Source organism: Gemmiger formicilis, assembly GCF_018784445.1.
Lineage (GTDB): Bacteria > Bacillota > Clostridia > Oscillospirales > Ruminococcaceae > Gemmiger.
In genome coordinates, this window is the sequence record NZ_WQOH01000100.1 from 79,782 (window position 1) to 105,961 (window position 26,180).

At 60.5% G+C, this 26,180-nt stretch carries 24 protein-coding genes; 14 read left to right on the forward strand and 10 right to left on the reverse strand.

The annotated features are described in order from the left end of the window. Position 1: 1 nt before the first annotated feature. Genes GPK89_RS15690 through GPK89_RS15700 form a run of 3 tightly spaced genes read left to right on the forward strand, consistent with a single transcriptional unit; the run spans position 2 to position 1,990 of the window. Entirely contained in the window at positions 2-763 is a 762-nt protein-coding gene (locus tag GPK89_RS15690) for a cytidylyltransferase domain-containing protein (RefSeq protein ID WP_215694587.1), read from the forward strand. Continuing rightward, positions 756-1,529 carry a threonine/serine exporter family protein gene (locus tag GPK89_RS15695; RefSeq protein ID WP_346344868.1) on the forward strand — a complete coding sequence of 258 codons (774 nt, stop codon included), beginning with the start codon at positions 756-758 and terminating at the stop codon, positions 1,527-1,529. The genes GPK89_RS15690 and GPK89_RS15695 overlap by 8 nt, the downstream gene beginning before the upstream one ends. Further along, on the forward strand, positions 1,529-1,990 hold the full coding sequence (locus tag GPK89_RS15700) for a threonine/serine exporter family protein (RefSeq protein WP_215694589.1): 462 nt from the start codon (positions 1,529-1,531) through the stop codon (positions 1,988-1,990). The genes GPK89_RS15695 and GPK89_RS15700 overlap by 1 nt, the downstream gene beginning before the upstream one ends. 144 nt (positions 1,991-2,134) lie before the next feature. On the opposite strand, the gene GPK89_RS15705 is transcribed toward GPK89_RS15700, so the two are convergent. The 8 genes from GPK89_RS15705 to GPK89_RS15740 form a co-directional block, all read right to left on the reverse strand. Continuing rightward, positions 2,135-3,337: a hypothetical protein gene (locus tag GPK89_RS15705; RefSeq protein ID WP_215694591.1), complete on the reverse strand. Its 1,203-nt coding sequence runs from the start codon at positions 3,335-3,337 to the stop codon at positions 2,135-2,137. Continuing rightward, positions 3,334-4,557 (reverse strand): hypothetical protein, encoded by a 1,224-nt coding sequence (locus GPK89_RS15710; protein ID WP_215694593.1) that lies wholly within the window; start codon positions 4,555-4,557, stop codon positions 3,334-3,336. Before GPK89_RS15710 ends, GPK89_RS15705 begins: the two co-directional genes overlap by 4 nt. 177 nt (positions 4,558-4,734) lie before the next feature. Then, entirely contained in the window at positions 4,735-6,489 is a 1,755-nt protein-coding gene (locus tag GPK89_RS15715; RefSeq protein ID WP_215694595.1) for a hypothetical protein, read from the reverse strand. Between the two features lie 3 nt (positions 6,490-6,492). Further along, on the reverse strand, positions 6,493-8,277 hold the full coding sequence (locus GPK89_RS15720; RefSeq protein ID WP_215694597.1) for a hypothetical protein: 1,785 nt from the start codon (positions 8,275-8,277) through the stop codon (positions 6,493-6,495). 50 nt (positions 8,278-8,327) lie between these two features. Next, positions 8,328-9,068 (reverse strand): ABC transporter ATP-binding protein, encoded by a 741-nt coding sequence (locus GPK89_RS15725; RefSeq protein WP_215694599.1) that lies wholly within the window; start codon positions 9,066-9,068, stop codon positions 8,328-8,330. A 12-nt stretch (positions 9,069-9,080) separates the two neighbouring features. Then, complete coding sequence (locus tag GPK89_RS15730) at positions 9,081-9,878, reverse strand: ABC transporter permease (protein ID WP_215694601.1); 798 nt, start codon at positions 9,876-9,878, stop codon at positions 9,081-9,083. 65 nt (positions 9,879-9,943) lie between these two features. Next, positions 9,944-11,209: a 5-bromo-4-chloroindolyl phosphate hydrolysis family protein gene (locus GPK89_RS15735; protein WP_215694602.1), complete on the reverse strand. Its 1,266-nt coding sequence runs from the start codon at positions 11,207-11,209 to the stop codon at positions 9,944-9,946. A gap of 11 nt (positions 11,210-11,220) precedes the next feature. Beyond that, positions 11,221-12,378: a GDSL-type esterase/lipase family protein gene (locus GPK89_RS15740; protein ID WP_215694604.1), complete on the reverse strand. Its 1,158-nt coding sequence runs from the start codon at positions 12,376-12,378 to the stop codon at positions 11,221-11,223. A 226-nt stretch (positions 12,379-12,604) separates the two neighbouring features. Here GPK89_RS15740 and GPK89_RS15745 point away from each other — a divergent pair, with 226 nt between their 5' ends. Both GPK89_RS15745 and GPK89_RS15750 read left to right on the forward strand, forming a co-directional pair. Then, positions 12,605-14,266, forward strand: coding sequence for a glutamine--tRNA ligase/YqeY domain fusion protein (locus GPK89_RS15745; RefSeq protein WP_215694606.1), 1,662 nt, complete (start codon positions 12,605-12,607; stop codon positions 14,264-14,266). Between the two features lie 164 nt (positions 14,267-14,430). Next, on the forward strand, positions 14,431-15,597 hold the full coding sequence (locus GPK89_RS15750; RefSeq protein ID WP_215694608.1) for a S8 family serine peptidase: 1,167 nt from the start codon (positions 14,431-14,433) through the stop codon (positions 15,595-15,597). A 36-nt stretch (positions 15,598-15,633) separates the two neighbouring features. On the opposite strand, the gene GPK89_RS15755 is transcribed toward GPK89_RS15750, so the two are convergent. Beyond that, positions 15,634-16,998, reverse strand: a complete 1,365-nt coding sequence (locus GPK89_RS15755; protein ID WP_215694610.1) for an MATE family efflux transporter — start codon at positions 16,996-16,998, stop codon at positions 15,634-15,636. Positions 16,999-17,073: 75 nt separating this feature from the next. Here GPK89_RS15755 and GPK89_RS15760 point away from each other — a divergent pair, with 75 nt between their 5' ends. The 8 genes from GPK89_RS15760 to GPK89_RS15795 all read left to right on the forward strand — a co-directional run bounded on the left by GPK89_RS15760 (position 17,074) and on the right by GPK89_RS15795 (position 24,404). Then, entirely contained in the window at positions 17,074-17,973 is a 900-nt protein-coding gene (locus tag GPK89_RS15760) for a leucine-rich repeat protein (protein WP_215694612.1), read from the forward strand. A 2-nt stretch (positions 17,974-17,975) separates the two neighbouring features. Then, positions 17,976-19,289, forward strand: coding sequence for a vWA domain-containing protein (locus GPK89_RS15765; RefSeq protein WP_215694614.1), 1,314 nt, complete (start codon positions 17,976-17,978; stop codon positions 19,287-19,289). 3 nt (positions 19,290-19,292) lie between these two features. Then, a complete protein-coding gene (locus tag GPK89_RS15770) occupies positions 19,293-20,828 on the forward strand; it encodes an ATP-binding protein (RefSeq protein ID WP_215694617.1) in 1,536 nt (511 codons plus the stop codon). Between the two features lie 236 nt (positions 20,829-21,064). Then, the gene (locus GPK89_RS15775) at positions 21,065-21,334 is read left to right on the forward strand and encodes an ACT domain-containing protein (RefSeq protein ID WP_215694618.1); all 270 of its coding nucleotides are present in this window, start codon (positions 21,065-21,067) and stop codon (positions 21,332-21,334) included. Positions 21,335-21,346: 12 nt separating this feature from the next. After that, positions 21,347-22,714 (forward strand): PFL family protein, encoded by a 1,368-nt coding sequence (locus GPK89_RS15780; protein WP_215694620.1) that lies wholly within the window; start codon positions 21,347-21,349, stop codon positions 22,712-22,714. Positions 22,715-22,807: 93 nt separating this feature from the next. Beyond that, positions 22,808-23,620: an alpha/beta fold hydrolase gene (locus GPK89_RS15785; protein WP_215694622.1), complete on the forward strand. Its 813-nt coding sequence runs from the start codon at positions 22,808-22,810 to the stop codon at positions 23,618-23,620. 58 nt (positions 23,621-23,678) lie between these two features. Then, positions 23,679-23,870 carry a hypothetical protein gene (locus GPK89_RS15790; protein WP_016147249.1) on the forward strand — a complete coding sequence of 64 codons (192 nt, stop codon included), beginning with the start codon at positions 23,679-23,681 and terminating at the stop codon, positions 23,868-23,870. Between the two features lie 324 nt (positions 23,871-24,194). After that, positions 24,195-24,404, forward strand: coding sequence for a DUF378 domain-containing protein (locus GPK89_RS15795; RefSeq protein ID WP_215694624.1), 210 nt, complete (start codon positions 24,195-24,197; stop codon positions 24,402-24,404). A 37-nt stretch (positions 24,405-24,441) separates the two neighbouring features. Here the strand turns inward: GPK89_RS15795 and GPK89_RS15800 are convergent, their stop codons facing one another. Beyond that, positions 24,442-25,605, reverse strand: coding sequence for an FtsW/RodA/SpoVE family cell cycle protein (locus GPK89_RS15800; protein WP_215694625.1), 1,164 nt, complete (start codon positions 25,603-25,605; stop codon positions 24,442-24,444). A 154-nt stretch (positions 25,606-25,759) separates the two neighbouring features. Here GPK89_RS15800 and tsaE point away from each other — a divergent pair, with 154 nt between their 5' ends. Continuing rightward, positions 25,760-26,173, forward strand: coding sequence for a tRNA (adenosine(37)-N6)-threonylcarbamoyltransferase complex ATPase subunit type 1 TsaE (gene tsaE / locus GPK89_RS15805; RefSeq protein ID WP_215694627.1), 414 nt, complete (start codon positions 25,760-25,762; stop codon positions 26,171-26,173). Positions 26,174-26,180: the final 7 nt, after the last annotated feature.

The window sequence follows — 26,180 nt, forward strand, 5'->3', positions numbered from 1 at the left end:
CATGAAACGTCTGCTCATCACCATCTGCGGCCGCGCAGGCAGCAAGGGCTTCAAAAACAAGAATTTGAAAAATTTCTGCGGCAAACCGTTGGTTTACTACTCTTTGAGCGCCGCCGAGCTCTTCATCAGGAACCACCCCGAGCTGGAAGTGGACATTGCGCTGAACACCGACAGCGAGGATCTGGCCAAGCTCGTGGCCGCAGAATACCCAGAGGTCATCTACCTGCCCCGCGGGGCCGAGCTGGGCGGCGACCGTGTACCGAAGGTCGAGGTCTACAAGGACAGCTTCGCCCGCATGGAAGCGCGCACCGGCAAGCCCTACGACGCCATGATCGACCTGGATATCACCAGCCCGCTGCGCACCGAGCAGGACATTGAGAACGCCTTTGCCAAGGCGCAGGAGCGCGAGGACCTGCAAATCATCTTCAGCGTCTGCGAGGCCCGCCGCAACCCGTGGTTCAATATGTTTAAAATCGTGGGCGACCACGCCGAAATGGTCATGGAGAGCCAATTCACCGGCCGCCAGCAAGCGCCCGAGGTTTACGACGTCAATGCGTCGATTTATGTTATCCGCCGCGCATTTTTGGTGGACAACCCGGATCCCATCCTGTGGCATTCCAAGTTCGGTGTCAGCGTCATGATGGACACCGGCATCATCGATATCGACTCCGAGCATGACTATCTGCTGATGGAGGCCATCGCGCAGCACCTCTACGCCCATTACCCGGAATTTAACGCTGTGCGGGAGAATATTCGTGACTGAGGACCTGTTTGACCGTGCGCTGGAGCTGGTGATGGACGGCGGGCAGACCCTGCTTGCCAACGGCGGCGAGGTGTTCCGCGTGCAGCAGACGATGGAAATTATGGCCGCCAGCCTTGGTGTGCAGGATTTTCACGTCTATGTGCTGACCAACGGCATTTTTGCATCGGCCCACCTGCCCGGCGGGGAGTCTGTCACGCTGGTGCGGCACGTGCCCACCGTATCCATCCATCTGGGCCGGGTCGAGGCTGTGAACGAGCTTTCCCGCGAATTGGCTGCCGGCAAGCTCGGCGTCGTCGAAGCCGAACAAAAGCTGGCGGCAGCCCGTGCACTGCCCCGGGTCACGCCCCGGCGGGAGGTGCTGGCCTGCATCGCCGGGGCGGCGGGGTTCGCCTATCTGTTCGGCGGCACACTGGCCGACGTGCCGGTAGCCGCCGTGGCGGGCCTGTTGGAAGCGCTCGTCTGCCTGCATTTTGGCCGCCACAGCATCAACCGGATGTTTACGGATATCGTGGCGGCGTTCTGCTGCACGGTCTGGGCCATTGCGGTGCAGGCCGTGGTGCCTGCCGTCAGCGCCAACGCGGCCATCATCGGTGCGCTGATGGTGCTGACCCCCGGCGTCGCCCTGACGATGGGCGTGCGTGACATTTTAAACGGCGACTACCTGTCCGGCTCCATCCGCCTGCTGGACGCGCTGCTGATTGCGGGCAGCATTGCGGGCGGCGTAGTGCTGGGCTGGATCGTCGCCCGCGGATTGGGGGTGGCCTGATGCCGGTCTGGACACATTATTTCGCACATTTTGTGGTGACGGTCATCGCCACGATCGCCTTTGGCATCACGTTTCAGGTACCGCGGCGGCATTACCTGGCCGCCGGCATCACCGGCGCGGTGGGCTGGATGGTCTACATCTTCGGCGTGGAGCTTCTGGGCATGAGCCCGGCCATCGCCACGCTGGTGGCTACCCTGCCGCTGACCGGGTGTGCGCGGTTCTTTTCCATCACGCACAAAGCCCCGGTGACGATTTTTCTGCTGCCGGGTATCTTCCCGCTTGTGCCCGGCGCGGGCATCTACTACACGGCCTACTATTTTTTGCAGGGCGAGCAGGAATTGTTTGCCAGCAAAGGCGGCGAGACGTTCAAGGTTGCCCTGGCGCTGGCCCTGGGCATTGCGCTGATATGCAGCTTGCCGCTGCCGGGCGGGCATGAGAAAATAAAAAGGCCTTCTCCCTGAGGGAGAAGGTGGCCGAGCGAAGCGATGGCCGGATGAGGGGCGGGTCAGCCGTTATTGCACGTTAAAGCGCAGTAACGGCCAGCCCGCCCCTCATCAGTCCGCTTCGCAGACAGCTTCCCCCGTGGGGGAAGCCTTTTTTAGTTTTTACCACAAATTATACGTCAAAATCGGCACGTTGTAGCTTACGCCCCGCATCAGCATGACCAGGAAACACACGCCGCTGATAACATGCCACGCCAGCGCGGCGGCACACAAAACCAGCCGCCAGCACGGGGCGGCTTTCGCCCGCAGCTGCTGCAAAAACACGCTGACGGATTCCAGCCAGAGCACCCAGAAGCAGATGAACGGCCCCCACCAGAGATTGGCATGGTACAGCCGCTCACCGCTTTCCACCAGCAACAGCGCCTCGGCCAGCGAGACGGCAAAGGTAAACAGGCTGAACCGATAGCGAAAGCTCTGCCACGCGGCGCGCCCCAGCAACAGCCCCACCGCCGCCACAAAGACGAATGACCGCGCCAGCCCCAGCGCACCGGCCTCGTTGAAGGGGCCCCACAGCATACGGTGGTGGTCAAAGGGCACGGTGAAAATCAGTTTGACGCCGGAGTCGTCCTCGGCAAACAAAACGCTGGCCTGGATGACGCAGAGCGCCACGCCGGGGAATACACTGCACCCCATAATGATCTCATTTTTTAGATTTTTCGCGCGGGTGCCCACAAAATCCACAATCAGCAGCACCAGCAGCGCCGGGGCAAAGGCGAAAATCAGGCTGGCCTTAAAGCTCGTCGCCACCGTCAGCAGCACCGTATAGACCGCGTAGGCACGCAGGTCCAGCTTGCCCCGCATTGTGGGCCAGACACGGTAGAACGCCAGCATTGCCAGCAGCGCAAAGGGGGCTAGCATAATGTAGGTGGTGTTGTGGTAGATCGTGCCGCCGATGGTGCCCTGGTACCAGTAGCCGCCCCTGGGCATCCAGACTGCCGTTGCCAGGTTGACCACCAGGCTGACCAGCAGCCGCATCGGGCGCGGGGCGTCCGACAGCGCGGCCCCCAGGCCGCAGGCAAACACCGCCACCGCCGCCAAGTGGAACACCGCCAACAGCACGGCGATCCCCATGCGCCCAGCCAGATTGTACGCCGGGCCGATGAGCAGCGACACGGTCGAGTAGACCATGCCCCGCTGGGCAAACGCCAGATGCTGCCCTAAATCCGATGTGTAGGGGTCATCCCCGCCGCCGGGCGAGCAAAGCTGCTGGTAGTGCAGCCACACCATGGCTGCGCCGAACGCCGCCAGCGCCAGCACGCATAAAATCGTCAGCAGGGCGTTTTTCTGTTGCTTGTTCTTCGTCACAGTACAATGCCCCACATTTCTTGCAGCAGGTAGCTTTCGGTGCCGATCATGACCGCATAGGAGATACCGGCCAGCATCAGCCCCAGGAACACAATGCCGCTGGCAATATGCCAGGCCAGCGCCCCGCAGCACAAAACCGACGTGCCGGTCTCCACCGGGGTGCGCGGCTTTTTATGCAGGCGGCGCAGCAGCTGAATCAGCGATTCCAGCAGCAGGATGTCATAGCAGATGAACGCGCCCCACCACAGGTTGCCGTCGTACATACGGCTGCCGGTCTCGGTCAGGCAGATGCCCTCGGCCAGCGAGATGGCAAACAGAAGCAGGCTGAACTTATAGGCGTAAGCGCCGCGCCACTGCCGGAACAGCAGCAAAACCACCGCACCCACGAACACCAGTGAGCGCACCAGGCCGTGCTTGGCGCTGTAATTAAAGACACCCCACAGCACTTTTTCGGGGTCGAAGTCGGTGGTGAAGATCAGTGCCATGCCGGAATCATCCCCGCCGGTGAACAGCACCTTAGCTTGAATGATGCAGAGCAGAATGCCCGGCAGCACCGTACAGCCGAGCCAGACTTCCCATTGGAGGGCCTTGCCGTGGGTGCGGATCAGGTCAACGACCAGCGCCACAAGCAGGGCTGGGGCAAAGGCGAAAAGGTAGCTGGGCTTGATAGCCGTTGCCACCGTAAGCAGCACCGCCAACGCGGCCCAACTGCGCCATTGCAGCTGACCATGGTGCTCTGCCAGCGAGAGGAAGAGGAAAAACGCGATAAGCGCCAACGGTTGCAGCATAATGTAGGTAGTGTTGTGGTAGATCGTGCCGGTGATGGCACCAAAGTACCAGTAGCCGCCGTTTGGCATCCAGACCGCCTGACAGAGGTTTGCAGCCAGCGACCAGAGCAGCGCTGCGCCAGGGCAGACCTGCGGCACAGCCTTACGGATGGCCCAGGCAAATATCAGCAGCGTCAGCAGGTTGACGACAGCCAAAAACACCGCCGTGCCCAGGTTGCCGCCGATGGCGAACACGCCCTGCAGCAGGACCGTGACCAGCGAAAAGCCGGTATTGCCCATGGCATGGCCCGCCATGTGGGCCGGGATATCAGAGTAATAGTACCCGGTGGAGAGCAGCTGTTGGTAGTGCAGCCAGCCCATCAGCAGGGTAAAGACCGCTGTGCCCAACAGCCCCAGGCCCCACAGCAGCCGCTGTTTCTTGTTTTGTGCCAAAGCGGCACCTCCTTGGTGTGTAATGGCTTCCCCCATGGGGGAAGCTGTCAGCGGCTTGACCGCTGACTGATGAGGGGCGGCCTTGCCGATGCAGACCGTTCACGGGTTGCTGTGGCACACGCGCCCCTCATCCGGCGCTGCGGCGCCACCTTCCCCCAAAAGGGGAAGGCAAAGAAATTACTCCAGCCGAATACTCTCCGCCAGCACTGTGCCTTCCAACTGCACCAGGGTGGCGGTTTTTTCGGCGTATACCTCGGTTCGTACTTCTTCGCCGTCCGCTGTGGTGTAGTAAAGCGTGGCCTGCTGCGCCGTACCTGCGGGCAGGCATACGACCACATCCGTCAGCTCATCCAGCGCATTGCCGCTGCCAAGGCCGCACCAGCCGATGTCATAGCGGCTGGTCTGGCCCAGGGTAAAGCCCAGGCGGTAGGCAGTCTCATCGGCGTGGTCCCCGGTGCGCCAGACCTGCAAGGCGTGGGCGTCGGCGTCCTGCTCTCCATAGCGCAGGAAGAACGCGTTCTCGGCGACCTCGTTGCCGCCCCAAATCATGTAATCCGTCACAACGGGCATCTCGGTCCCTGCGGCGTCAGCCGCACCGGCGGCTACCGTCTCGCCAAAGACCGTGTAGGCGCGGCCACCCTCGGCGTAGGCTGAGCGGGTCGCGGCGCGCTGCCAGACCACCGTGCCCGCCATGCCGACAGCCAGCAGGCAGTAGAGCACCGCGCGGTTCTTGGGCCACCAGGTTTTGCTCCGTGCCCAGCGCAGCAGCAGCACCAGCAGCGCCAGGGCCATCAGGCCAACGCCGTAGCTTTCCACCGTCTGCGGGATGTAGCCGTGCCGCCAATCGATCTGCCCCGCCTGCTGATATTTAGGCGAAAGCCCGATGAGCAGCGACGGTGCGGACAGCATGGCAAGGCCGGTCAAGAACAGCAGCAGGTTTTGCTTGCGGTTTGGCAGCTCGTGCAGGGCAGTCAGCGCCGCCACCGCAGCCCCGGCCACCATGACGCCGCAGAGGATATCCACCGGGTAGATCGTGCCGGGGCGGACCTTGCCCGCGAACAGTGCATTGAGCGGGAAGCCCGCCGACATCTGCATGGCCCAGGTCTTGAGCACCGCCGGGATGTCAAAGTTCGGCGATACACCGCCGATTGGCTGGGCATCCCCGGCCAGAATGCCCATCTCCTGCAAGGTGTTGACGAGCCGCGCCCCCAGGTTGAAGGCCAGCGTCACGCACTCGCCCACAAACACCGGAATGCTCAGCCGCAGGGCGTCGCGGGCCTTGTCGGTGTAGAGCCAGGCCAGGCCGAAAATCGGCACAATATAGGTAAAACCAATTTCAAACGTGGCGCAGCACTGGAACGCGCAGTACCCCGCCAACACGGCCCACCGCTTGTGCCCGGTATCCTGCAAACGCAGCACAGCCAGCCCTGCCACCAGTGCGGGCAGCAGCGTACTTTGCACCAGCGCGCCGTAGGAATACAGGCTGTTGCCGGTGGAGTCCTGCCAGACACTGAACATCATGGGCAGCAGGCAGATACAGGCGATGCCCAGCTTTTTGTTGTGGCTGGCCTTGCCCACGAGCCAGCCGGTCAGCAGGATATCCGTGTAGGTCCAGGCCAGGATGTAGAGCCGATAGCCCACCAGATCACCCAAAAACCAGCTCGTCAGCCCGCGCACCGGCGGCGAGGAGAAGGGCCGGAACCGCCCCTGCTGCAAGCTGAACTGGGTCCACAGGTCGCCGATATAATCCAGCACGCTTTGCCCAAAGGATGTGTGGGTAATATAATAGTAGTTTTGCAGGTTGATGAGTTCATCGTCGCCGCCCAGGGGCGCACAGGTCACGATGCTGAGATACCACCAGCCGAACACGACCGACACAGCGCAGACCAGCGGCCAGAACCATCGTTTTTCCGTCAGTTTTTGCAGTTTCATTGCTCACTCCTGCCCCAGCGGGATATAGCAGAGCTTGCCGCTCTCGCTGATGATGACGTCGTCCTCGGCACAGCCCGCCGCCTGAATCAGCGCTGCCAGGGTGGGCTGCTGCTCGTCCTCGGTGTAGCCGTCCAGATCCAGGTAGATGCCCGCCATGCCCTGGGTGCGCAGCTCGGCCACCATGGCGTCCGGCTCCAACTCGCTTGTGGCCTGATACCAGGCGTCATTCTCGGTGCCGTAGCCCGCGCCGTAGCTGAATTTCAGCGTCTTGCTGTGCAGTGGGCCGCGCAGCAGCGTATAGTCCCACATATTGTTCAGCGGGCCGTTCTCAAAGTTTTTCATGTACGGCAGCTGGAAGAGCATAGCCCCCTCCCCTGCCGCGTCCTCGACCTCGGCCATAAAGGCCGCGTCCTGGTGCCAGGTCTTTTGCACTTCCTCATATTTCGGGCTGAAAAGGCCCTGCTGCTCCCAGTAGCCGTAGGCCAGCAGCACCACCATAACGAGGATGAGCTTTTTGCGGTCTTTTCCGGCGCGCCGGGTCAGCCGCATTTCCGCCGTCAGGCCGACGGCCAGCAGTGCGAAGAACGCAATGTAAGGGCTGATGCGGTTGTACCCGCGGATGAACCGCACAAAGATACCGATGATGCTGCCAAAGCCGGCCATGCTGGCTAACAGCAGCGCCATGACGTTCAGACGGCTCAGCAGCCAGAGGCGGTCGCCCAGCTGCGGCTTCTCGGTGCGGCCGGCCTTCCAGTCCCAGTTGCGCAGCAGCATGAGCAGCAGCGCCAAAAATCCGAAAATGCCCACGACGCCGAGATAGCCGTAGCCGTTCTCGTTGTACATCGGGCCTTCATCGGTAGCCAGGATGTGGAAGTAGCGGCCCATCCAGTTGGCGAGCTTTTGCAGGCCGAAACCGTTGGGCGACAACAGCAGGCTGCTGATGCGCAGGCTGTAAATGTCCGCGCCGACCGGGCTGCGGTAGACGCCGTTGGTCAGGGTGCTGCCCTGGCCGCTGAGGATGCCCAGCACCATGGGGAAGAAATCGGGTATCATCCAGGCGACGATCTCCGCGATCGTGACCAGGCAGGGCACACCCACGCTCCACTTGTGGCCGCGCAAAATCAGGCAGAGCGCCGTGACGCAGAGGAAAAAGCAGGTGAAATAGGGATAATAGGCCGCGCCGTTGTTGGCGATGCCCCAGGCCATAGCCAGGGCCAGCCAGTTGCGCTTATTCTTGAAAAAGCCCTTGCCCGGGCGGTTGAAGCCTTCATCCTCGGCACACCAGAGGCAGAGCAGCACCGAGAAGGGTACGAACTCGCAGGCGGCCAGCATCATATGCCCGGCCATCCGCTGCTGCACGTAGGGCGTCATACCAAAGGTGATGCCAAAGGCAAAGCTGAGCCAGCGGCGCATGCCCACCATGCGGAACACAGCGTAGGCCGCCAGCGCGTTGGCAAAGGGGATGACCAGCACATACAGGTTGAACACGATGCCGGTGTCTTTCGTAAACAGGCCAACGAACCAGACGAAGATATCATAAATCAGGTCGTAGTTCGGGTCATATTTGCCCGCGACCTCATAGAACGGCCAGCCCAGGGAGCCGGACAACTCGCCGTAGCTGCGCTGCACCTGGCCCACCCAGTAGATGCCGTCGCCGCCGTAGAGCATGGGCACCGACCAATCGAGCCGCCACAGCTGGAAAAACCAGTATTCGCTGGCCGCCACCGCCGCCAGCAGCAGCGCGACGGTCAGAGTTTCCCTGGCCAGGTTTTGTTTTGATTTTGGCATGGGGTCTCCTTTAAAAGTTCTGCCTTCCCCCTTGGGGGAAACCTTTGGGGTCATTCCCCTCTCTGCATAGCCTCCACATAGGCGTTGCAGACTTCCTCCGCCGGGCCGTCGCCGCGGATGTGGCCATGGTCTATCCAGATGGCGCGTTTGCAGAGCTGCTTGACCTGGTTGATATCATGGCTGACAAAAAGCAGCGTTGTACCGCCGGATAACATCTGTTCCATCCGCTGGTGGCACTTTTGCTGGAACATAAAGTCACCCACCGACAGAATCTCATCGCAGGCCAAGATATCCGCCTTGACCTCGGTCGCAATGGAGAATCCCAGCCGCGCGATCATGCCGCTGGAATAGTTTTTCACCGGCACATCGACAAAATCCCACAGTTCAGCAAAGTCGATGATATTTTTGAAGTGCTCTTCCATATAAGTGCGGTCGTGGCCCAGCACCGCACCGTTCAAAAACACGTTTTCCCGCGCGGTCAAATCGAGGTCAAAGCCCGCGCCCAGCTCGATCAGCGGCGCAATTTCGCCGTTGACGGCGACGGTACCCCTGGTTGGGTACATGACGCCCGCAATAAGTTTGAGCATCGTGCTTTTGCCGCTGCCGTTGCGGCCAATCAGCGCTACGGATTCGCCAGGTTCGATGCTGAACGAGACGTCTTGCAGCGCATAAAATTCATTGAAAAAAAGCTGATGTTTCAGCAGCTTGACGGTATATTCCTTGAGGGTCTCGGTTTTCTCCTGCGCTAGGTTAAAGCGCATCGAGACATCCTCCACCTGAATGATGGGCATGGGGGAAACTCCTTACAGATACAGAATAAAGTTGCGCTGCAATTTGCGGAACGCCGCCAGGCCTACAGCCAGCATGACGGCAGCGCTGCCGATGCAGGCAATCCAGGTGTTGGGGCCGGGCACGGTGCCGTACATGACCAGGCACCGCATACAGTTGATGTAGTGGTACAGCGGGTTCAGCTTAATGATGGGGATCAAAAACGGCGGCAGCGCCGAGATCGGGTAAAACAGCGGCGTCGCGTACATCCAGGCCATCGTCACGATGCCGTAGAGATACTGCAAATCGCGGAAGTAGACAGCCAGCGCCGAGAGCAGTACGGCCATGCCGCAGCAGAACGCCAGCAGCAGCAAAAGCGGCGCCCAGACGAGCAGAATCGTCCAGTAAAACGGCGACCGGGTGATGAGCATGACCAGGATAATGGCCGCCAGGCTGAACAGCAGGTTGACAAAGCTGGACACCACGCGGCTGATGGGGAAAATAAACTTGGGCACGTACACCTTTTTGATAAGGGACGAATTTCCCAGCACGCTGCCCATGCCCATGTTCGTGCTCTCGTTAAAAAAGTTGAACAGAGTGTTGCCGCAGATGAGGTAAAGCGGGAAGTTCGGGATATCGAACCGGAACATATAGGAGAAAACGAGGGTCTGCAGCAGCATCATGAGCAGCGGGTTTAAGATGCTCCACACATAGCCGAGCACGCTGCGGCGGTATTTGACCTTGAGGTCGCGTGTGACCAGCTCCCGGATGAGTGGCCGATATTTGGAAAAGTTGCGCCAGCTGTTATGGAACTGGCCGGTGGATTTTTGCATAGGGATATTGGCTCCTTAGTAGTATGGGGATAATGTCTCCCTTTGACAAGGGAGGCTTTTGGTGGTTACATCTTAAACGGTGCATCATCGGTCAGGCCGTCGGCCCGCAGCATATTCTGCATCACATCGATGTCGGCGCTGACGTCGAGGGCGTCGCTGGCGAACAGGCGGTCGAGCTGGTTTTCAAACGCTTTGACCAGCGTATCCATCGTCAGCTCAATGCGGCGCTTCGACTCCGAAATGTTCTCACCTTCCACGCCCTGGTGGTCCAGCTCAGCGTAGGTGTTCAGCAGCTTTAACGACGTAGGAAGGTAATAATCCATGAACTTGCGCATCTGGGGCAGCTTGTCGGGGTCGGACTTGGCCTGCTCAAAAATTTTGGCCGAGACCGCTTCCAGACGGCTGATCTTGTCGGTCATCTCCTCGTCGGGGATGGCGTCGTTGACCCGGCGCAGCTCGTCGAGGATTTTCTGGTACTGATCCTTCTCGGGCATCGGATCTGCTTTTTCGACCTTGGGTTTCTTCGCCTTTTTCGGGGTCGGCTCGGGGGGCTTGCCGGTCACGACGAGACATTTGCGGCGCATATCCAGGTAGGCTTCGGGGCCGAACACGCCGTCGTCGATGCAGTTTTCCAGGTGCTTGCAGCATTTTTCATAGCTGCACGGGATGGCGTCGGCGATATCCCGAATGTACATATACTGCGCATCACCGACAATATTGTCGATCTTTTTGCGCAAGCGGCGGCCGGTGCGGATGTGGTGCGCGCCAAACAGGCAGCCCACGCCCGCCGTGGCCGAGACAAACACAGGCATCATATCCGCCAAGAACCAGCGGATGTACTCGAGATCCCCCGTCAGGGCGTCGGGCAGCCAGTAGGTACCTCCGGGCAGCGCCACCAGTGCGGTCAGCAGCAGCAAAACGCCCGCCGCGGTCAAGCCGTTGGCAAGGGCCATGCCCTTGCGCTTTTTCTCGGCATCCCGAGGTGCGGCGGCAGTTTTGCCCGCGCTCTCCTGATCCTGCTGGGCGTAGATAGGACGGAACTGTCCCTCCTGCACCGATGGGCCGCTGCGGTAGCTCTGGGTCCGGGTTCGGGCTTTCTGCTCAAAGCTGCCCAGCTTACCGTTTTTCATAGCGGCATTCAGGCCGATGAAGATAAAGCCCAGCGGCCACCACACCACAAAGCCAATGACGATGGCCCACCAGGGGAACTGGAACGGGCCGTCCCCGGCGTGGTATTCATTGCGGTTGTAGTTGTTCTGGTAGCGCAGGCCGCTGCCGGAGTAGGGATGATCCGGGTCCGTGTAGCGCGGATGTTCGTTTTCGTTGGGCATGGGTGGCTCCTTTACGGAATATCGTTCAGCAAATTCTTCATATCATCACTTAAATAGTAGGTGCTTCCGGCCTGGTAGGGGTTGTTCTTGCTGTATGGGACGTGGGTACACAGGTAGCTGACCCACTTGCTGTACCCGGACACCGTCAGGTGTACGCCGTCAGGCTGAGAAAAATCGGTCTGCAAATACCCGGCATCGTCGGCGAACTCTGCGTTCAGGTCGAGGTAATAACAGCCGCGCTCGGCGCAAAGCTGCTGGATGGCCGCGTTGATGACCGCCAGCCGATCCGGTGCCAGGCCCGGGAGGCTGTCGCTGACCTTTTCCTGTGTGGCAGTCAGCACCGACTGCACATAGAACGTCGTGTCAGGCAGCGCCGTGCGCAGGTCGTCCAGCATTTTTCCGTAGTAGGCCAAAAAGCTGTCATCGTTGCCGGGCTGGACGAGGGCGTTTGTACCGATCAAAATATACAGCTTGGCGGGTTGGGCGGCGGCCAGCACATCCAGCGGGACTTCCTCGCCCCGGTCGGGGCTGGTAACGGTGGTGCGGTTGACAACGGTGTTGGGGCTGATGCCCTCATACCCACAGATCAGCGCACCACCCACATCAATGTTGTACTCATTGGCGCAGAAGCCAGCGGTGAGCGAGTCACCCAGGAAGGCTGCGTCGGCGAACCAGCTGGTATCCACCCGGCCAAACTCCGGCAGGGCGGCGGGCTTTGCGGGCAGCGCCGTGTAGGTGTAGCCGGTATCAGCGGTCTGGCGCTGCGGGCCAACGGTGCCCCAGTTCAGCGTCTGAGCGTTCTGGCTGCCGCTGTCCCCCGCCCCGGCGTAGGGCAGCGGGGCCACCAGGCGGGTGCCTGCGGGGTCTGCGGTAGGCAGGGGCGCGGCTTCGGTCTCGCCCTTCATGCTTTTGGGCAGCAGCACCGTGATGATGCCGGACAGCACCAGCACGCCGCCCACCGTGCCCAGCACGGCCAGCCTGCGGCGTCGGCGGCGAATTTCCCGCCGTCGGCGGGCGGCGGCGCGGCGCTGTTCCTGCGTGGGGGCGCGCCGCTGGGGCGGGGCCGTGAGGTGCTGGTTGGGCACAGCCCAATCGCCCTGCATCGTGTAGCGTTCTGTATCGGGGTTGCGCGGGCGGCGGCCCGGCTCCCTGTTTTGCGGGGTCGGCATAGCGGATGCCCCCTTTCATGGCAACATAGTAAATCAGTATTGATTATAGCACAAACCTTTTATAAATAACAGTAGGCGCGCAGAAGTTTTTGCCCCTTGCTAAATGCAGTTGTACACGGTATAATAGTAAAATAGTTAAAAATAGCATTGCCAGGCGCTTGTGGGGGTCGATGCGAGCATCCGCCCCTGCGGTGTGGCGCTGCGGCATATAATTTGGGGTGTAATCATGGCAGACGAAAAATTTTCCAACTTTTTGACGGATATCATCGACGCCGACCTCGCTGAGGGCAAGGTCGATGTTGTGCATACCCGCTTCCCGCCGGAGCCGAACGGCTACCTGCACATCGGTTCCGCCAAGGCGATCTTCATCAACTATACCATCGCCAAGCACTACGGCGGCCTGTTCAACCTGCGCTTTGACGACACGAACCCCGCCCGCGAGGGTGACGAGTACGTGCAGAGTATCCTGCAGGACCTGAAATGGCTGGGTGCTGAGCCGAACGGCGGCATTTTCTACGGCAGTGATTATTTTGAGCGCTGCTACGAGTACGCCGAGCAGCTCATCAAGGAGGGCAAGGCCTATGTGGACGACCTGACCCGCGAGCAGATGCAGGAGTACCGCGGCAACGACGCCGGCAAGCCCAGCCGCCCCAGTCCCTACCGCGACCGCACGCCGGAAGAAAACCTCGACCTCTTCCGCCGTATGCGCGCGGGCGAGTTTGCCGACGGCGAAAAGACGCTGCGCGCCAAGATCGACCTGGCAAGCCCGAACATGAATATGCGCGACCCGACCATCTACCGCATCAAGCACGTCGAGCATCACCGCCAGGGCGACAAGTGGTGCATCTATCCGATGTACGACTTCGCACACCCGATCCAGGACGCCATCGAGGGTATCACCTTCAGCCTGTGCAGCCTGGAATTTGAGAACCACCGTCCCCTGTATGAGTGGGTCATCACCAACCTGTTCGGCAAAGAGTTCCCGAAGCAGCGCGAATTTGCCCGCCTGAACGTGACGAACACCGTCATGAGCAAACGCTACCTGCGTGAGCTGGTGGAGAAAAACATCGTGGACGGCTGGGACGATCCCCGTATGCCCACCCTGTCTGGCCTGCGCCGCCGCGGCTACACGCCGACGAGCATCTTCACGTTTGTCAAAGAGGCTGGTATCTCCAAGGCGGACAACCTCGTCGATATGCGCCAGCTGGAGGCCGTGCTGCGTGCCGAGCTGGAGCTGAACGCCCAGCGCCGCGTGGCCGTGCTGGACCCCGTCAAGCTCATCATCGACAACTACCCCGCCGACCAGTGCGAGTATTTTGACCTGCCCAACAACCCGAACCGCGATGCCAACGACTCGACGACCCGCAAGGTCGCCTTCACCAAGGAGCTGTGGATCGAGAACAGCGACTTCTTTGAGGTGCCGCCGCCGAAGTTCAAGCGCCTGACCCTGGGCAGCGAAGTCCGCCTGATGGGTGCGTACCTGGTCCGCTGCACCGGCGTGGACAAGGATGAGAACGGCAAGGTCGTGGCGATCCACGCCGAGGCTGACCTGGAGACCCGCAACGGCAACCCCGCCGACGGCCGCAAAGTGCGCGGCACCATCCACTGGGTCAGCTGCGCCCATTGCCTGGATGCCGAGGTTGAGCTGTACGACAAACTGTTCACCGAGTCCAACATGAACAGCATCCCCGACGATGCCGACTTCAAGGATTACCTGAACCCGGACAGCGTCAAGGTACTGCAGGGTGCGAAGCTCGAGGAGAGTTTGAAGGACGCCAAGCCCGGCGACCGCTTCCAGTTCGTGCGCAACGGCTACTTTACGCCGGACAGCAAGCACGAGGGCGTGTACAACCGCATTGTCACGCTGAAGGACAGCTTCAAGCTGTAAGCCCTGTAATAAAGCCCGGTCTGCCCCCGCTTTCCGGGAGCAGACCGGGCTTTTTGCAACAAACAGAACTTGTAGGGGCGGCCATTGGCCGCCCGCCACCCTTGCGCAGCAGCGCATTTTCCGGGAAAGTTTTTTGCAGCCTGCGTATAGAAGGAGGTCACACCATGAACCGCACCGCAATGCTGCCGCTCTGCCTGCTGGCACTGTGGCTGACGGCCTGCGGCACTGCCGAGTCAGCAGCCCCTGCCGCCGCGCCCACCGCTGCGCCGGAGCCGACACCCGCCGAAACCCCCGCCCCGCCCGCCGAACCGGCTGCGCCGTACAGCGACCTGCGCTATCTGCCCTGGCTGGACGAGTACGCCCAACAAACCTACCAGCCGGGCGAATACACGGCCGAGGACCTGTATACCTACACCTACAACACCGGCACCGTCTTTGCGGGGGCCGAGGACGAGGCCGCCGCACTTCTGGAGGAAGATAAGGACCCCGGGCTGGGGGTGCGCGGCCTGCAGGCGCAGGGCATCACCGGCAAGGGCGTGCGTGCTGCCATTATCGACCAGCCGCTGCTGACCGACCACCCCGAATTGGCCGGGCGCATCGCCGCCTACTATGATACCGGCTGCGAGGGGCAGACCGCCTCGATGCACGGCCCGGCCGTGGCCAGCCTGTTCGCAGGCGAATCCATCGGCATTGCGCCGGACACGACCCTTTACTATGCAGCCTGGCCCTCCTGGCTGATGGACAGCCGCTATGCCGCCGAGGCGCTGGACTGGGTGGTTGCGCAGAACGAAGCGCTGCCCGACGGCGAGAAGATCCGGGTCGTTTCGGTTTCCGCCGCGCCGGGCAACGCAGAGATGTTCCAAAACGCCGACCTCTGGGACGCCGCCGTGGCGCGAGCCGAGCAGGCCGGGCTTCTGGTCCTGACCGTGGAGGGCGCAGGCGTGGAAAAGACCTGCTTTATACCTTACCCTGCCGTCCTTGCCCGGAATGACCGGGACAACCCCGCCGCCTGCCGGACCGGCCTTGCGGACAGTGACGAGCGCACAGAAACCGGCAGCAACACCCTTGCGCTGCCCTGCTCCTACCGCACGGTGGCCGAGGAATACACCGCCGGGCAGTACGGCTACACCCACGATGGGCACGGCGGCCTGAGCTGGGGCATCCCCTATTGCGCCGGGGTCATGGCGCTGGGCTGGCAGGTGGACCCCACCCTGACGGGCGAGGAAATGATGCAGTATCTGCTCTCCACCGCCGCCACCGGCACCGACGGCAGCCGCATCATTGACCCGGTGCAGTTTATCCAAACGCTGCAGACCGAGCGCGGCGCATAACAACAGCCGACCCCACAAAGAGGTCGGCTGTTTTACTTACTCCAGTCCCTTCGCTGCCTTGCAGCGGTTTAGCCAGCCGCCGCGCTTGTAGTAAAGGATAAAAAGCAGCGAGGCCAGCGTCCATGTCAGCGGGTAGCTAAGCTCCACCGTGGCAATGGTATGATACCGCGGCACCATCAGGGTCAGCCATAACACACGCAAGCCGCAGACAAAGAACACCGTGATCAGCGTCGGCACCCGCACATCGCCGCAGCCGCGCAGCGCACCGGAAAGCACCTCAATGCTGATATAGGTAATGTAGACCGGCGTCAGCACATGCATCATGCCCACGCCCACCGCAACGACCGCATCGTCCTGACTGAACAGCCGGAACAGCGGCTCCGCCAGGTTGTAGAACGTAACGCTGATGAACAGCGTGATGCCCGCCGCCATAGCAAGGCAGACCCGCACGCCGCGCCGCACGCGGTCGTACTGCCGTGCGCCAAAGTTCTGCCCCGCAAAGGTCGTGATGGCGATGCCCAGCGAGTTGATCGTCATCCAGAACACAAAATCGATCTTGCCGTAGACACCCCACGCCGCAATCGTGCTGGTGCCGAAGCTGTTCATGCTGCTCTGGATGAAAATGTTGCTGATGTTGTACATGGCGCTTTGGGCTGCAGCGGGCACGCCGATGGTGCAGATGGCCGCGAACACATCGCCGTGCAGCCGCAGTTTTTCGGGCCGGACGTGCCAGGGCATCCCCTGGGAGCCGACGATGCACCGCAGCGTCAGCGCCGCGCTGGCTACCTGGCTGAGTACCGTGGCCCACGCCGCGCCCGCCACGCCCCAGCCGAACACCGCGATAAACACAACGTCCAGCGCGATATTGACGAGCGACGCCGCCATCAAAAAGTACAGCGGCCGCTTGGAATCGCCGATGGCACGCAGAATATTTGTGCCCATGTTGTAGAGCATCTGGGGGATCATGCCCAAAAAGTAGATGCGCAGATACAGCGCTGCATCGTCCAGTATTTCCGCAGGCGTACCCATCAGGCGCATCATCGGCTCAGCGGTCAGCAGGCCCAGCACCGTCAGCAGCGCACCGATGGCCACGCTGAGCACCAGCGCCGTGTGTACCTGGCGGTCAACGGCGTCGGCATCGTGGGCGCCCCAGCTTTGGGCAATGACAACGCCCGCGCCGCTGCACAGGCCGACGAACAGGCCCACCAACAGATTGACAAAAGAGCTGGTTGCGCCCACCGCTGCCAGCGCGTTGGTGCCCACAAAGTTGCCGACGATCAGAGTATCTGCCGTGTTGTACAGCTGCTGGAACAGCGTACCGAACCAGATGGGCAGAAAGAACAGCAGCAGCTGTTTGGGGATGCTGCCGGTCAAAATATCCGTTTGCTTGACACTTCTCATAGATTTCTCTCACTTTTCTGTTTCTCGCGTCCCTATTTTATGCTATAATGGCGGTAATGTAAAGGGGGCTTTTTTGTGACGGTTTTCTGGGAGCCATGCGCGGGCGGCGTACGGGTGCTGCGCCTGCTGGGGGATACCCCCTGCCCCGCCGTGCCCGGCGTTATTGGCGGTCTGCCCGTTGTGGAGATCGGCCCCTACTGCTTTGCGGAAAGGCCTGTCAGGCCCGGGGCGCAATGCACCGGCACCGACACCCACGAGATCACCGGCAATTTTGTGGAGGAAGTCACTCTGCCGGACACGGTGCGGGTCTTGCACAGCGCGGCATTTTACAACTGCCGCAAGCTGCGCCGGGTCACGCTGGGGGCCGGGGTGGAATCCTTGGGCAGCGATTTGTTCACGAACTGCCACCAGTTACGGGTGTTTACGCTGCGGGCCGCAGCGGACGCCCCCACCGGGCTGAAAAAGCTGCTGGGGGCCGTCAGCGCCGATATCACGGCAGAATTGGATGGTGCGCGGCTGTTTTACCCCGAGTATTCGGAGTTTTTGGACGAGAACACCCCCGCGCATATTTTCAATCACAGCATTGAGGGCGAGGGCTACCGGATGCGGCAGTGCTTTACGCCCGGCGGCGCAGTAGATTACGCGGCGTTTGACGCATCGTTCACGCAGGCCTGCGTCGGCGAGAGCGCAGATACGCTCTGCCGCCTGGCGCTGGGGCGGCTGGTGCAGCCGTTCGGCCTTAGCGACAACGCCCGCGCAGACTATGAATTGTATCTGACCGCCCACCCGGCGGATGCGTTCAAGTTGGCCATCGACACCCGGGACGAAGCCGCGCTGCGGCTGCTGGTGGGCCTAGGCCTGCCCACCGCCGACGCCGCCGTCTATTGTTCCCGCGCCGGTTGGAGCGCCGGGGCAGCCATTTTGTTGGGCCGCCCCAGGCGGGTGAAAAAGACCTATGATTTTGAGGATTTGTAAAAATGCCCAAACACATCCAAACCCAAACCGAATGGGAACAGACGATGGCCCGCCGGGTCATGGAACAGCTGCGCGGGGAGTTGTATCTGGACCAGCGCTACCTGACGGCGGCGCTGGGGGCACTGCCCGCCGCACAGACGGAGAGCGGCGGCAGCTTTGCCACCGACGGCGGGGCGCTCTACTACCCTGCGCCCTGGGTGCTGGACACCTACCGCAAAAACCGCCGCTACCTGCCCCGGGCCTATCTGCACAGTTTGTTCCACTGCATCTTCCGCCACCTGTGGCTGCGGGACAAGCGCGACCCCGACCTGTGGGGCCTGGCCTGTGACATTGCCGTGGAAAGCACGCTGGACACCCTGAACACCGCCGCCACGAAGCGCCCGGTGGGCTGGGTGCGGCAGCAATGTTATACACAACTGCGGCAGTCATGCAAATTTCTGGCCGCCGGGCCAATCTACCGTGTGCTGACTAAGACCGACGCCGAAACGTTGAACAAGTGGCAGCGGGAGTTTTACACCGACAGCCACCGCCTGTGGCCTGCCGACCCTACCAGCCCCGAGGCCCAGATGCGCGGCAAGCAGTGGGAAAACCTGGGCCGCCAGACCGAATTGAGCATGGAGGAAAACGGCCAGCGCGCTGGGCAGGACACCGCCGCCCAGGCTTTACAGGCCCAGGTGCAGGCCGGGCGCAGCCGCCGCACCTACCGCGACTTTCTGCGCCGCTTCGCCGTCTGGCATGAGGAGCCGCACCTTGACCCCGAGGAATTTGACCTGGGCTTTTACAGCTACGGCCTGCGCACCTACGGCAATATGCCCTTAATTGAGCCGCTGGAAAGCCGCGAGGTGAAAAAGATCCGCGACTTCGTCATTGTGGTGGACACCAGCGAGTCCACCGCGGGCGAGCTGGTCAAGGCGTTTTTGAAAGAGACCTTCACCTTGTTAAAAAGCCAGGACAGCTTTTTCCGCCAGTGCCGCATTTTGGTCATGCAGGCGGACAACGCCGTGCGGGACGAAACCTGGCTGAACGATTTGGACGCCCTCGACCGCTACACGGCCCAGTTTACACTGGTGGGCGGCGGCGGAACGGACTTCCGCCCCGCATTCGCCCGCATTGAAGAACTGCGCCAGGACGGCGCACTGCGAGACTTGCAGGGTGTTTTATACTTCACCGACGGCAAGGGTGTCTATCCCACACGCCGCCCGGCGTTCGATGTTGCGTTTTTGTTTCTGGAGGACGGCACCGCCCCGCCCGATGTGCCGCCCTGGGCCATGCGCCTTGTTTTGCAGCCGGAAGAATTTGACCCGAAAGGACGATGAACCATGGATATTCAACGTGCCAAAGAGGAAATCAAGCGTTCTGTGCAAGCCTACCTTGCCACAGACGATATTGGCCGCCCGCTGATACCGCCCATCCGCCAGCGCCCCATTTTGCTGATGGGCCCGCCGGGCGTAGGCAAAACCCAAATTATGGAGCAGATTGCGCAGGAATGCGACATTGCGCTGGTGGCCTATACCATCACCCACCACACGCGGCAGAGTGCCGTGGGCCTGCCCTTCATCCGGGAGCGGGATTTTGGCGGCAAGACCCGCAGCGTGACCGAGTACACGATGAGTGAGATCATCGCCAGCGTCTACGCGGCCATGGAGCGCACCGGCAAGAAAAACGGTATCCTGTTCATCGACGAGATCAACTGCGTCAGCGAGACGCTGGCCCCGACGATGCTGCAATTTTTGCAGTGCAAGACCTTCGGCAACCAGGCCGTGCCGGAAGGCTGGGTCATTGTGGCGGCGGGCAACCCGCCGGAGTACAACAAGAGTGTGCGGGAATTTGACCTCGTCACGCTGGACCGCGTGCGGCGCATCGACGTTGAGCCGAAGCTGAGCGTCTGGCAGGACTACGCCCGCGCCCACCGGCTGCACCCCGCCGTGACGGCCTATCTGGAACTGCGCCCCCAGCACTTTTACAAAATCGAGAACGATGTGGACGGCGTACAGTTTGTGACCGCCCGCGGGTGGGAGGATCTGTCCGCCTTCTTGCAGGCGGCGGACAAGCTGAATCTGCCCATCGACGAGGGCGTCATCGGGCAATACCTGCGCCACCCGGAGGTCGCGCGGGATTTTGCGGCCTACTGGGTGCTCTATCGCAAGTACCACCAGGACTACGGCGTCGAGGATATCCTGCAGGGCAAGCCCTTTGACACGGTGGTGGCCCGCGCCATGAACGCGAGCTTTGACGAGCGCATCAGCCTGGTCAGCCTGTTGCTGGCGGGGCTGAACACCCGCTTTGCCGCCGCCACGGCCACCGGTGCGGTGACGGATGCCTGCTACCAGCAGCTGCGCAGCTTTAAGCGCACACTGACCCAGCAGGATGACGCCGACCCCGCTGCGCTGTTTGCCGCCCAGTGCGAGAATTACCGCTCCCGGCTGGACACCGACAAGGCTGCCGGGGCACTGCTGCCCGATGAAGCCGCCGCCCGCACCCGCACGCTGGCCCTGCTGGAAGAATGGAGCAGGCACCTGGACAGCGCCCTGAATGCTGACGACGCCTTTGACACGGTGCGCGGGGCGTTCAATGCACAGGTGCGCCGCCGGGAGGAAGCGGTTTCCACTGCGGGCGACGCGCTGGAATGCGCCTTTGACTTTATGGAGCAGGCGTTTGAAGACGGCCAGGAGATGGTCGTGTTTGTCAACGAGTTGGCCCTCGGCCCCGACTCCGCGCCGTTCTTGGCCGAGAACGAGTGTGAGCGGTTTGAGCAGTACAGCGAGAAGCTGCTGCTCCACGGCGGCGAGGATGAACTGCTGGCCGAATTGCAGCGGGATGATGTGCGCGGCGCGGAACATTCGGCGGAGTTTTGACATTTCCGACGCCCTGTGGGGGCCGCCGGGCATGGCCGGCCCGCGCGTGAAAGGCAAGCGGATGTCCGCCGTACAGTTGCGGGCCACACCTGTGCGGCCCCTGCAAAGCGGCAGCTTGTTGGCTGTTCGCCCATTTGAAAAAGTATCACTTTTCGTTAAATTCTTTACTCTTTTGCAGAATTTTGTTATAATGGCAGTATTCCGTTTATCACCGGACATTTTGAGGGGGTCATACTATGAAAGCAGTTATCACGGTCATTGGGCGGGACACCGTGGGTGTCGTTGCCAAGGTCAGCGCGGTGTGTGCCGAGCTGAATATCAACATTGAGGACGTCTCCCAGTCCATCATGCAGGAGATGTTCTGCATGATCATGCTGGTGGATCTGAGCAAATCGACCGCCGAGGCCGCCGCTGTGCGCGACCGCTTCGCCGAGCTGGGCAAAGAGATGAAGATGCAGGTCACTGTGACCCGCCAGGAAGTCTTTGACGCCATGCACACCATTTAAGGGGGCGGCAGTATGAGAATCATCAACAGCCGCGACATTATGGAAACCATCGAGATGCTCACCGCAGAAAATCTCGATGTGCGCACCGTCACCATGGGCATCAGTCTGTTGGACTGCATCGACCCGGACGGCGACAAAGCCTGCGAAAAGATCTACAACAAGATCGTCCGTCTGGCGGGCAATCTCGTCCCGGTCGTGGACGGCATCAGCGCCGAGTACGGCATCCCTATCGTCAACAAGCGCATCAGCGTCACGCCGATTGCCATGTTGCTGGGCGCTGCGCCTGATGCCGACCCGGTGCAGTACGCCAAGGCGCTGGACCGCGCGGCCAAGGCCGTGGGGGTCAACTTCATCGGCGGCTTCGGCGCGCTGGTACACAAGGGCTTTTCGGCGGGCGACAAGCGCCTGATCGAGGCTATCCCCCGTGCGCTGGCCGAGACCGATATTGTATGTTCCAGCGTCAATATCGGCTCCACCAAGTCCGGCATCAATATGGACGCCGTCAAACTGATGGGCCAGGTCGTGCGCGAGACCGCCGAGCTGACCAAGGACAATATGTGCATGGGCGACGCAAAACTCGTCGTGTTCTGCAATGCGCCTGAGGACAACCCCTTCATGGCGGGCGCGTTCCACGGCGCGGGCGAGCCGGACTGCGAGATCCACGTCGGCGTTTCCGGCCCCGGTGCGGTGCGTGCCGCGCTGGCCAAGCTGCCGAAGGACGCCCCGATGGACGAGGTGGCCGAGCTGGTCAAGCGCACGGCGTTCAAAATTACCCGCTTGGGCCAGCTGGTGGCAAACCTCGCCAGCGAGCGTCTCGGCGTGCCTGCGGGCATCATCGACCTGTCGCTGGCCCCGACGCCCGCCATCGGCGACAGCGTTGCGAACATTCTGGAAGAGATGGGCCTGGAAAGCTGCGGCTGCTGCGGCACCACGGCCTGCCTGGCCCTGCTGAACGACGCGGTCAAGAAGGGCGGCGTCATGGCGTCCAACCATGTCGGCGGCCTGTCCGGCGCGTTCATCCCGGTGTCGGAGGACGACGGCATGATCAACGCCGCCAACTGCGGCAGCCTGACGCTGGAAAAGCTCGAAGCCATGACGGCGGTCTGCTCGGTCGGTATCGACATGGTGGTCATCCCCGGCGATACCACCGCCGAGGTCATCAGTGCCCTGATTGCGGATGAAGCTGCCATCGGCATGGTGAACAGCAAGACGACGGCGGTGCGCGTCATCCCCGCCATCGGCCACAAGGCCGGCGATGTGCTGGACTTTGGCGGCCTGCTGGGCCACGCGCCCATCATGCCCATCAGCAAGTTCAGCCCTGCGGTCATGATCCACCGCGGCGGCCGCATCCCCGCCCCGATGCAGGCACTGAAAAACTAAAGCAGTAAAGGCAGCGCCCATGCCGGGTTTTGGCATGGGCGCTTTTTGTGATATGATTAGGAGGACAAATCGGAAGTTTTGGAGAGAAAATTAATGGAAGAAAAAACATATCAGACTCCTTGCGGAACAATCCACTATTGGACAAACGTTTCACACCCGGATGAAATTACCCTTGTTTTTCTGCCCGGATTGACTGCCGATCATAGATTGTTTGATAAGCAGATTCAACATTTCAAGGAGAAGTATAATGTTGTGGTATGGGATGCACCGGCACACGCCGCTTCATGGCCGTTTCGGTTTGATTTCGATTTGTTCGATAAGGCAAAATGGCTGAACGATATTTTAAATCAAGATAAAATTGCCAAACCGGTCATTGTTGGGCAGTCTATGGGCGGATATGTTGGGCAGGCTTATGCACAGCTCTATCCAAACCGATTAACAGGTTTTGTCTCCATTGACTCTGCACCGTTGCAACGAAACTATGTGACTGCGGTTGAACTCTGGCTTCTGAAGCGAATGGAACCAGTATATGCTCATTATCCGTGGAAATTGCTTTTGAAATCGGGGACGGAAGGAGTTGCCACGTCTGATTATGGCAGAAATCTAATGCGTGAAATGATGCTGGTCTATGATGGTGACCAAAAGCGTTATGCGCAAATTGCTGGGCATGGTTTTCGTATTTTGGCAGAGGCAATGGAAAAGAATCTGCCATATGAACTGAAGTGCCCATCTCTGTTAATATGTGGAACTCAAGACCATGCTGGTTCATGTATAAGGTATAACAAAGCATGGCACCAAAAGAGCAAAATTCCTTTGAAGTGGATTGAAGGAGCTGGACATAATTCTAATACAGATAAACCGGAATTGATAAACAGTTTAATAGAAGAATTTGCCGCAGGTATTTAATAACAGACAACTCCCAGATTATGTAATCGCAAAATCGGAATTTGAAAGGAGAAAACTCATGTATCCGTTAATATCTGTTTTTATTATAGTAGTTGGTGCGCTACTATTGGTTTTTGCAAATAAAATTATAAAAAATAACAAGGTTAATCGAATTGGCATTAAAGTGGTTGGCGGTATTCTAATTATAGTTGGTTTACTTCTGCTGTATTTTTTATTATCAGGAAAATTGACATTGCCATTATCTAAGTAAGTGAAATTCCAGTTTGTAAGGATAAGCGGGTACTTATGGCAAAACTGCGGGCCGGGCATGCCCGGCCCCTACAGAGTGGCGATGCGTAAGCCGGATATGGCGTTAAGGTTGGCGGGCCGCCTGTATGCGGCCCCTACAAATAGGCGGAAGGTTTACGACAAGGAATGTAGAGGGCGGCGTCCTCGACGCCCCGCGAGAGGGGCAGGCTTTTTCCCTGCGGATGAACCGTGAAAGGGATGCGGCGGTAAGTCGCGGGTCCCGCTTCAGCCGCGCATAAACTCCCACATCCCCGCACATACTCTCCCACAAAGGAGGGTATCATCCATGTCTTGTTTCAAAAAACTTTTACTTTTGCTGGCCATTATCGGCGGCATCAACTGGGGCATCTACGGCATCTGGGGCTTTAACGCTGTGGGGTGGCTGTTGGGCGGCAGCATGAGCTGGCTGTCCCGCACCGTGTTCATCATCGTCGGTGCGTCGGCGGTCTGCCTGATCCCCGGGCTGTTCATGCCCGACCCCAAAACCGCAGAATGATAAAAACGGGAGCAGCTTTCCGCCGCTCCCGTTTTACTTATATGATCCGCTGCATATCCAGCTTGCTGCGGCGGGTGTTCATGCCGACGCTCAGCACAATGCCGACGCAGAGATACATCATCACGACGCTGGACCCGCCCGCCGAGAAGAACGGCAGCGTCACGCCGATGACCGGCAGCACCTGCAAATTCATGCCCAGGTTGATGACACACTGCAAAAACAGCGCCGCAAAAATGCCCACGCAGATATTGCACCCCAGCGCGTCAGGGCAGCGCAGACCGGTTTGCAGCGTGCGCAGGCAGAGCGCCAGCAACAGCAACAGCACCACCGCCGCACCGATAAAGCCCAGCACGTTGGCGAGGTACGCAAAGATAAAATCGTTCCAGGCGTTGGGCACAAAGATGTGTTCACCGGAAAACAGCCCCTGCCCAGTCAGCCCGCCGGTTCCGATGGCCATGGCACCCTTGTTCTGCTGGTAGGTGATGTCCGCCAGCGCGGGGTCGTCGGGCGTAAGCACGGCCAGAATGCGCTTGAACTGGTAGCCTTTTAAAATGCCGGGCCGCAGCACCAGCAGCGCCGCACCGCCCACAGCCCCCGCCGCCAGGCCGCCCGCCACCAGCCAGTGGGACAGCCCGCCCGCAAAGAGCATGACGAGGCCTATCCCTAAAAACACCAGTGCCGTGCCGTCGTCGCCCTGTACATGGATGGCCGCCGCAGGCAGCCCGATGTGCAGCAGGAGCAGCAACAAATTTTTCGGCTTATTGACCTGGCCGCGCACGTTGCTCAAATGCAGCGCCAATGTCAAAATAAAGCTGATTTTTGCCAGCTCGGCGGGTTGGAACGTCATGCCGCCGACGCGGTACCAGCTGTAATTGGAGGTGCCGCCCGCGTCGTACCCGATCGTGACAAGTCCCGTATTGACGTTGTGCAAAAACAGGGTGGGCAGCACCAGCCCCCAGGCCACCACGGCATGCAGCGGCCAGGCCCGGGCCAGCGCGTGGTAATCCGCAGTGGAGAACACCACCGCCAGCATCAGCCCCAGCAGGCTGGCGATAAGCTGCACCGACGCCTTGTTGTTGGATCCCAGCTGCGTCTGGCCGATGGACACCAGCACCACGACGCTGAGCGCCGAGCACGCCGCGCAGAGCAGCAGATAGAACACATCGACCCGGCGCAGATACCGGCGGATAAGCGGATACATGGGCGGACTCCTTCCCCTGATAGTATTTGTATTATACCGCATTTCGACGGTTTTTGCCAAGTTACAGATTAAATTTTACAAATCGGTTTTTGTGTACTATAATATATACGAGTGCGGCCACTGTTCTATTCGGCCGCAGGCAGGGAGTTTGCCTATGCAGGAATTTACGACCCATTCGCGGGAAGAAACCGTCGCCGCCGGGCGGGATTTTGCCAAGACGCTGCCGTCGGGGGCGCTGATCGCGTTCACCGGGGGCCTGGGCGCGGGCAAGACCGCCTTCTGCCAGGGCCTGGCCGAGGGCTTGGGCTGCACCGACCCGGTATCCAGCCCGACATTTGCCATTGTCAACTACTACCGCGGCCCGCGGCCGTTCGCACATTTTGACTTGTACCGCATCCACACCGAAAACGACCTGGCCGCCGCCGGGTTCTATGACTACCTCGACATGGGAGCCGTCGTTGCCTGCGAGTGGAGCGAGAACTGCACGGAGTTGCTGGCGCTGGAAAATCCCATCAAAATCCACATTGAGCGTGTGGATGAGACGACGCGGAAGATTACGATTGAATGATAAATAG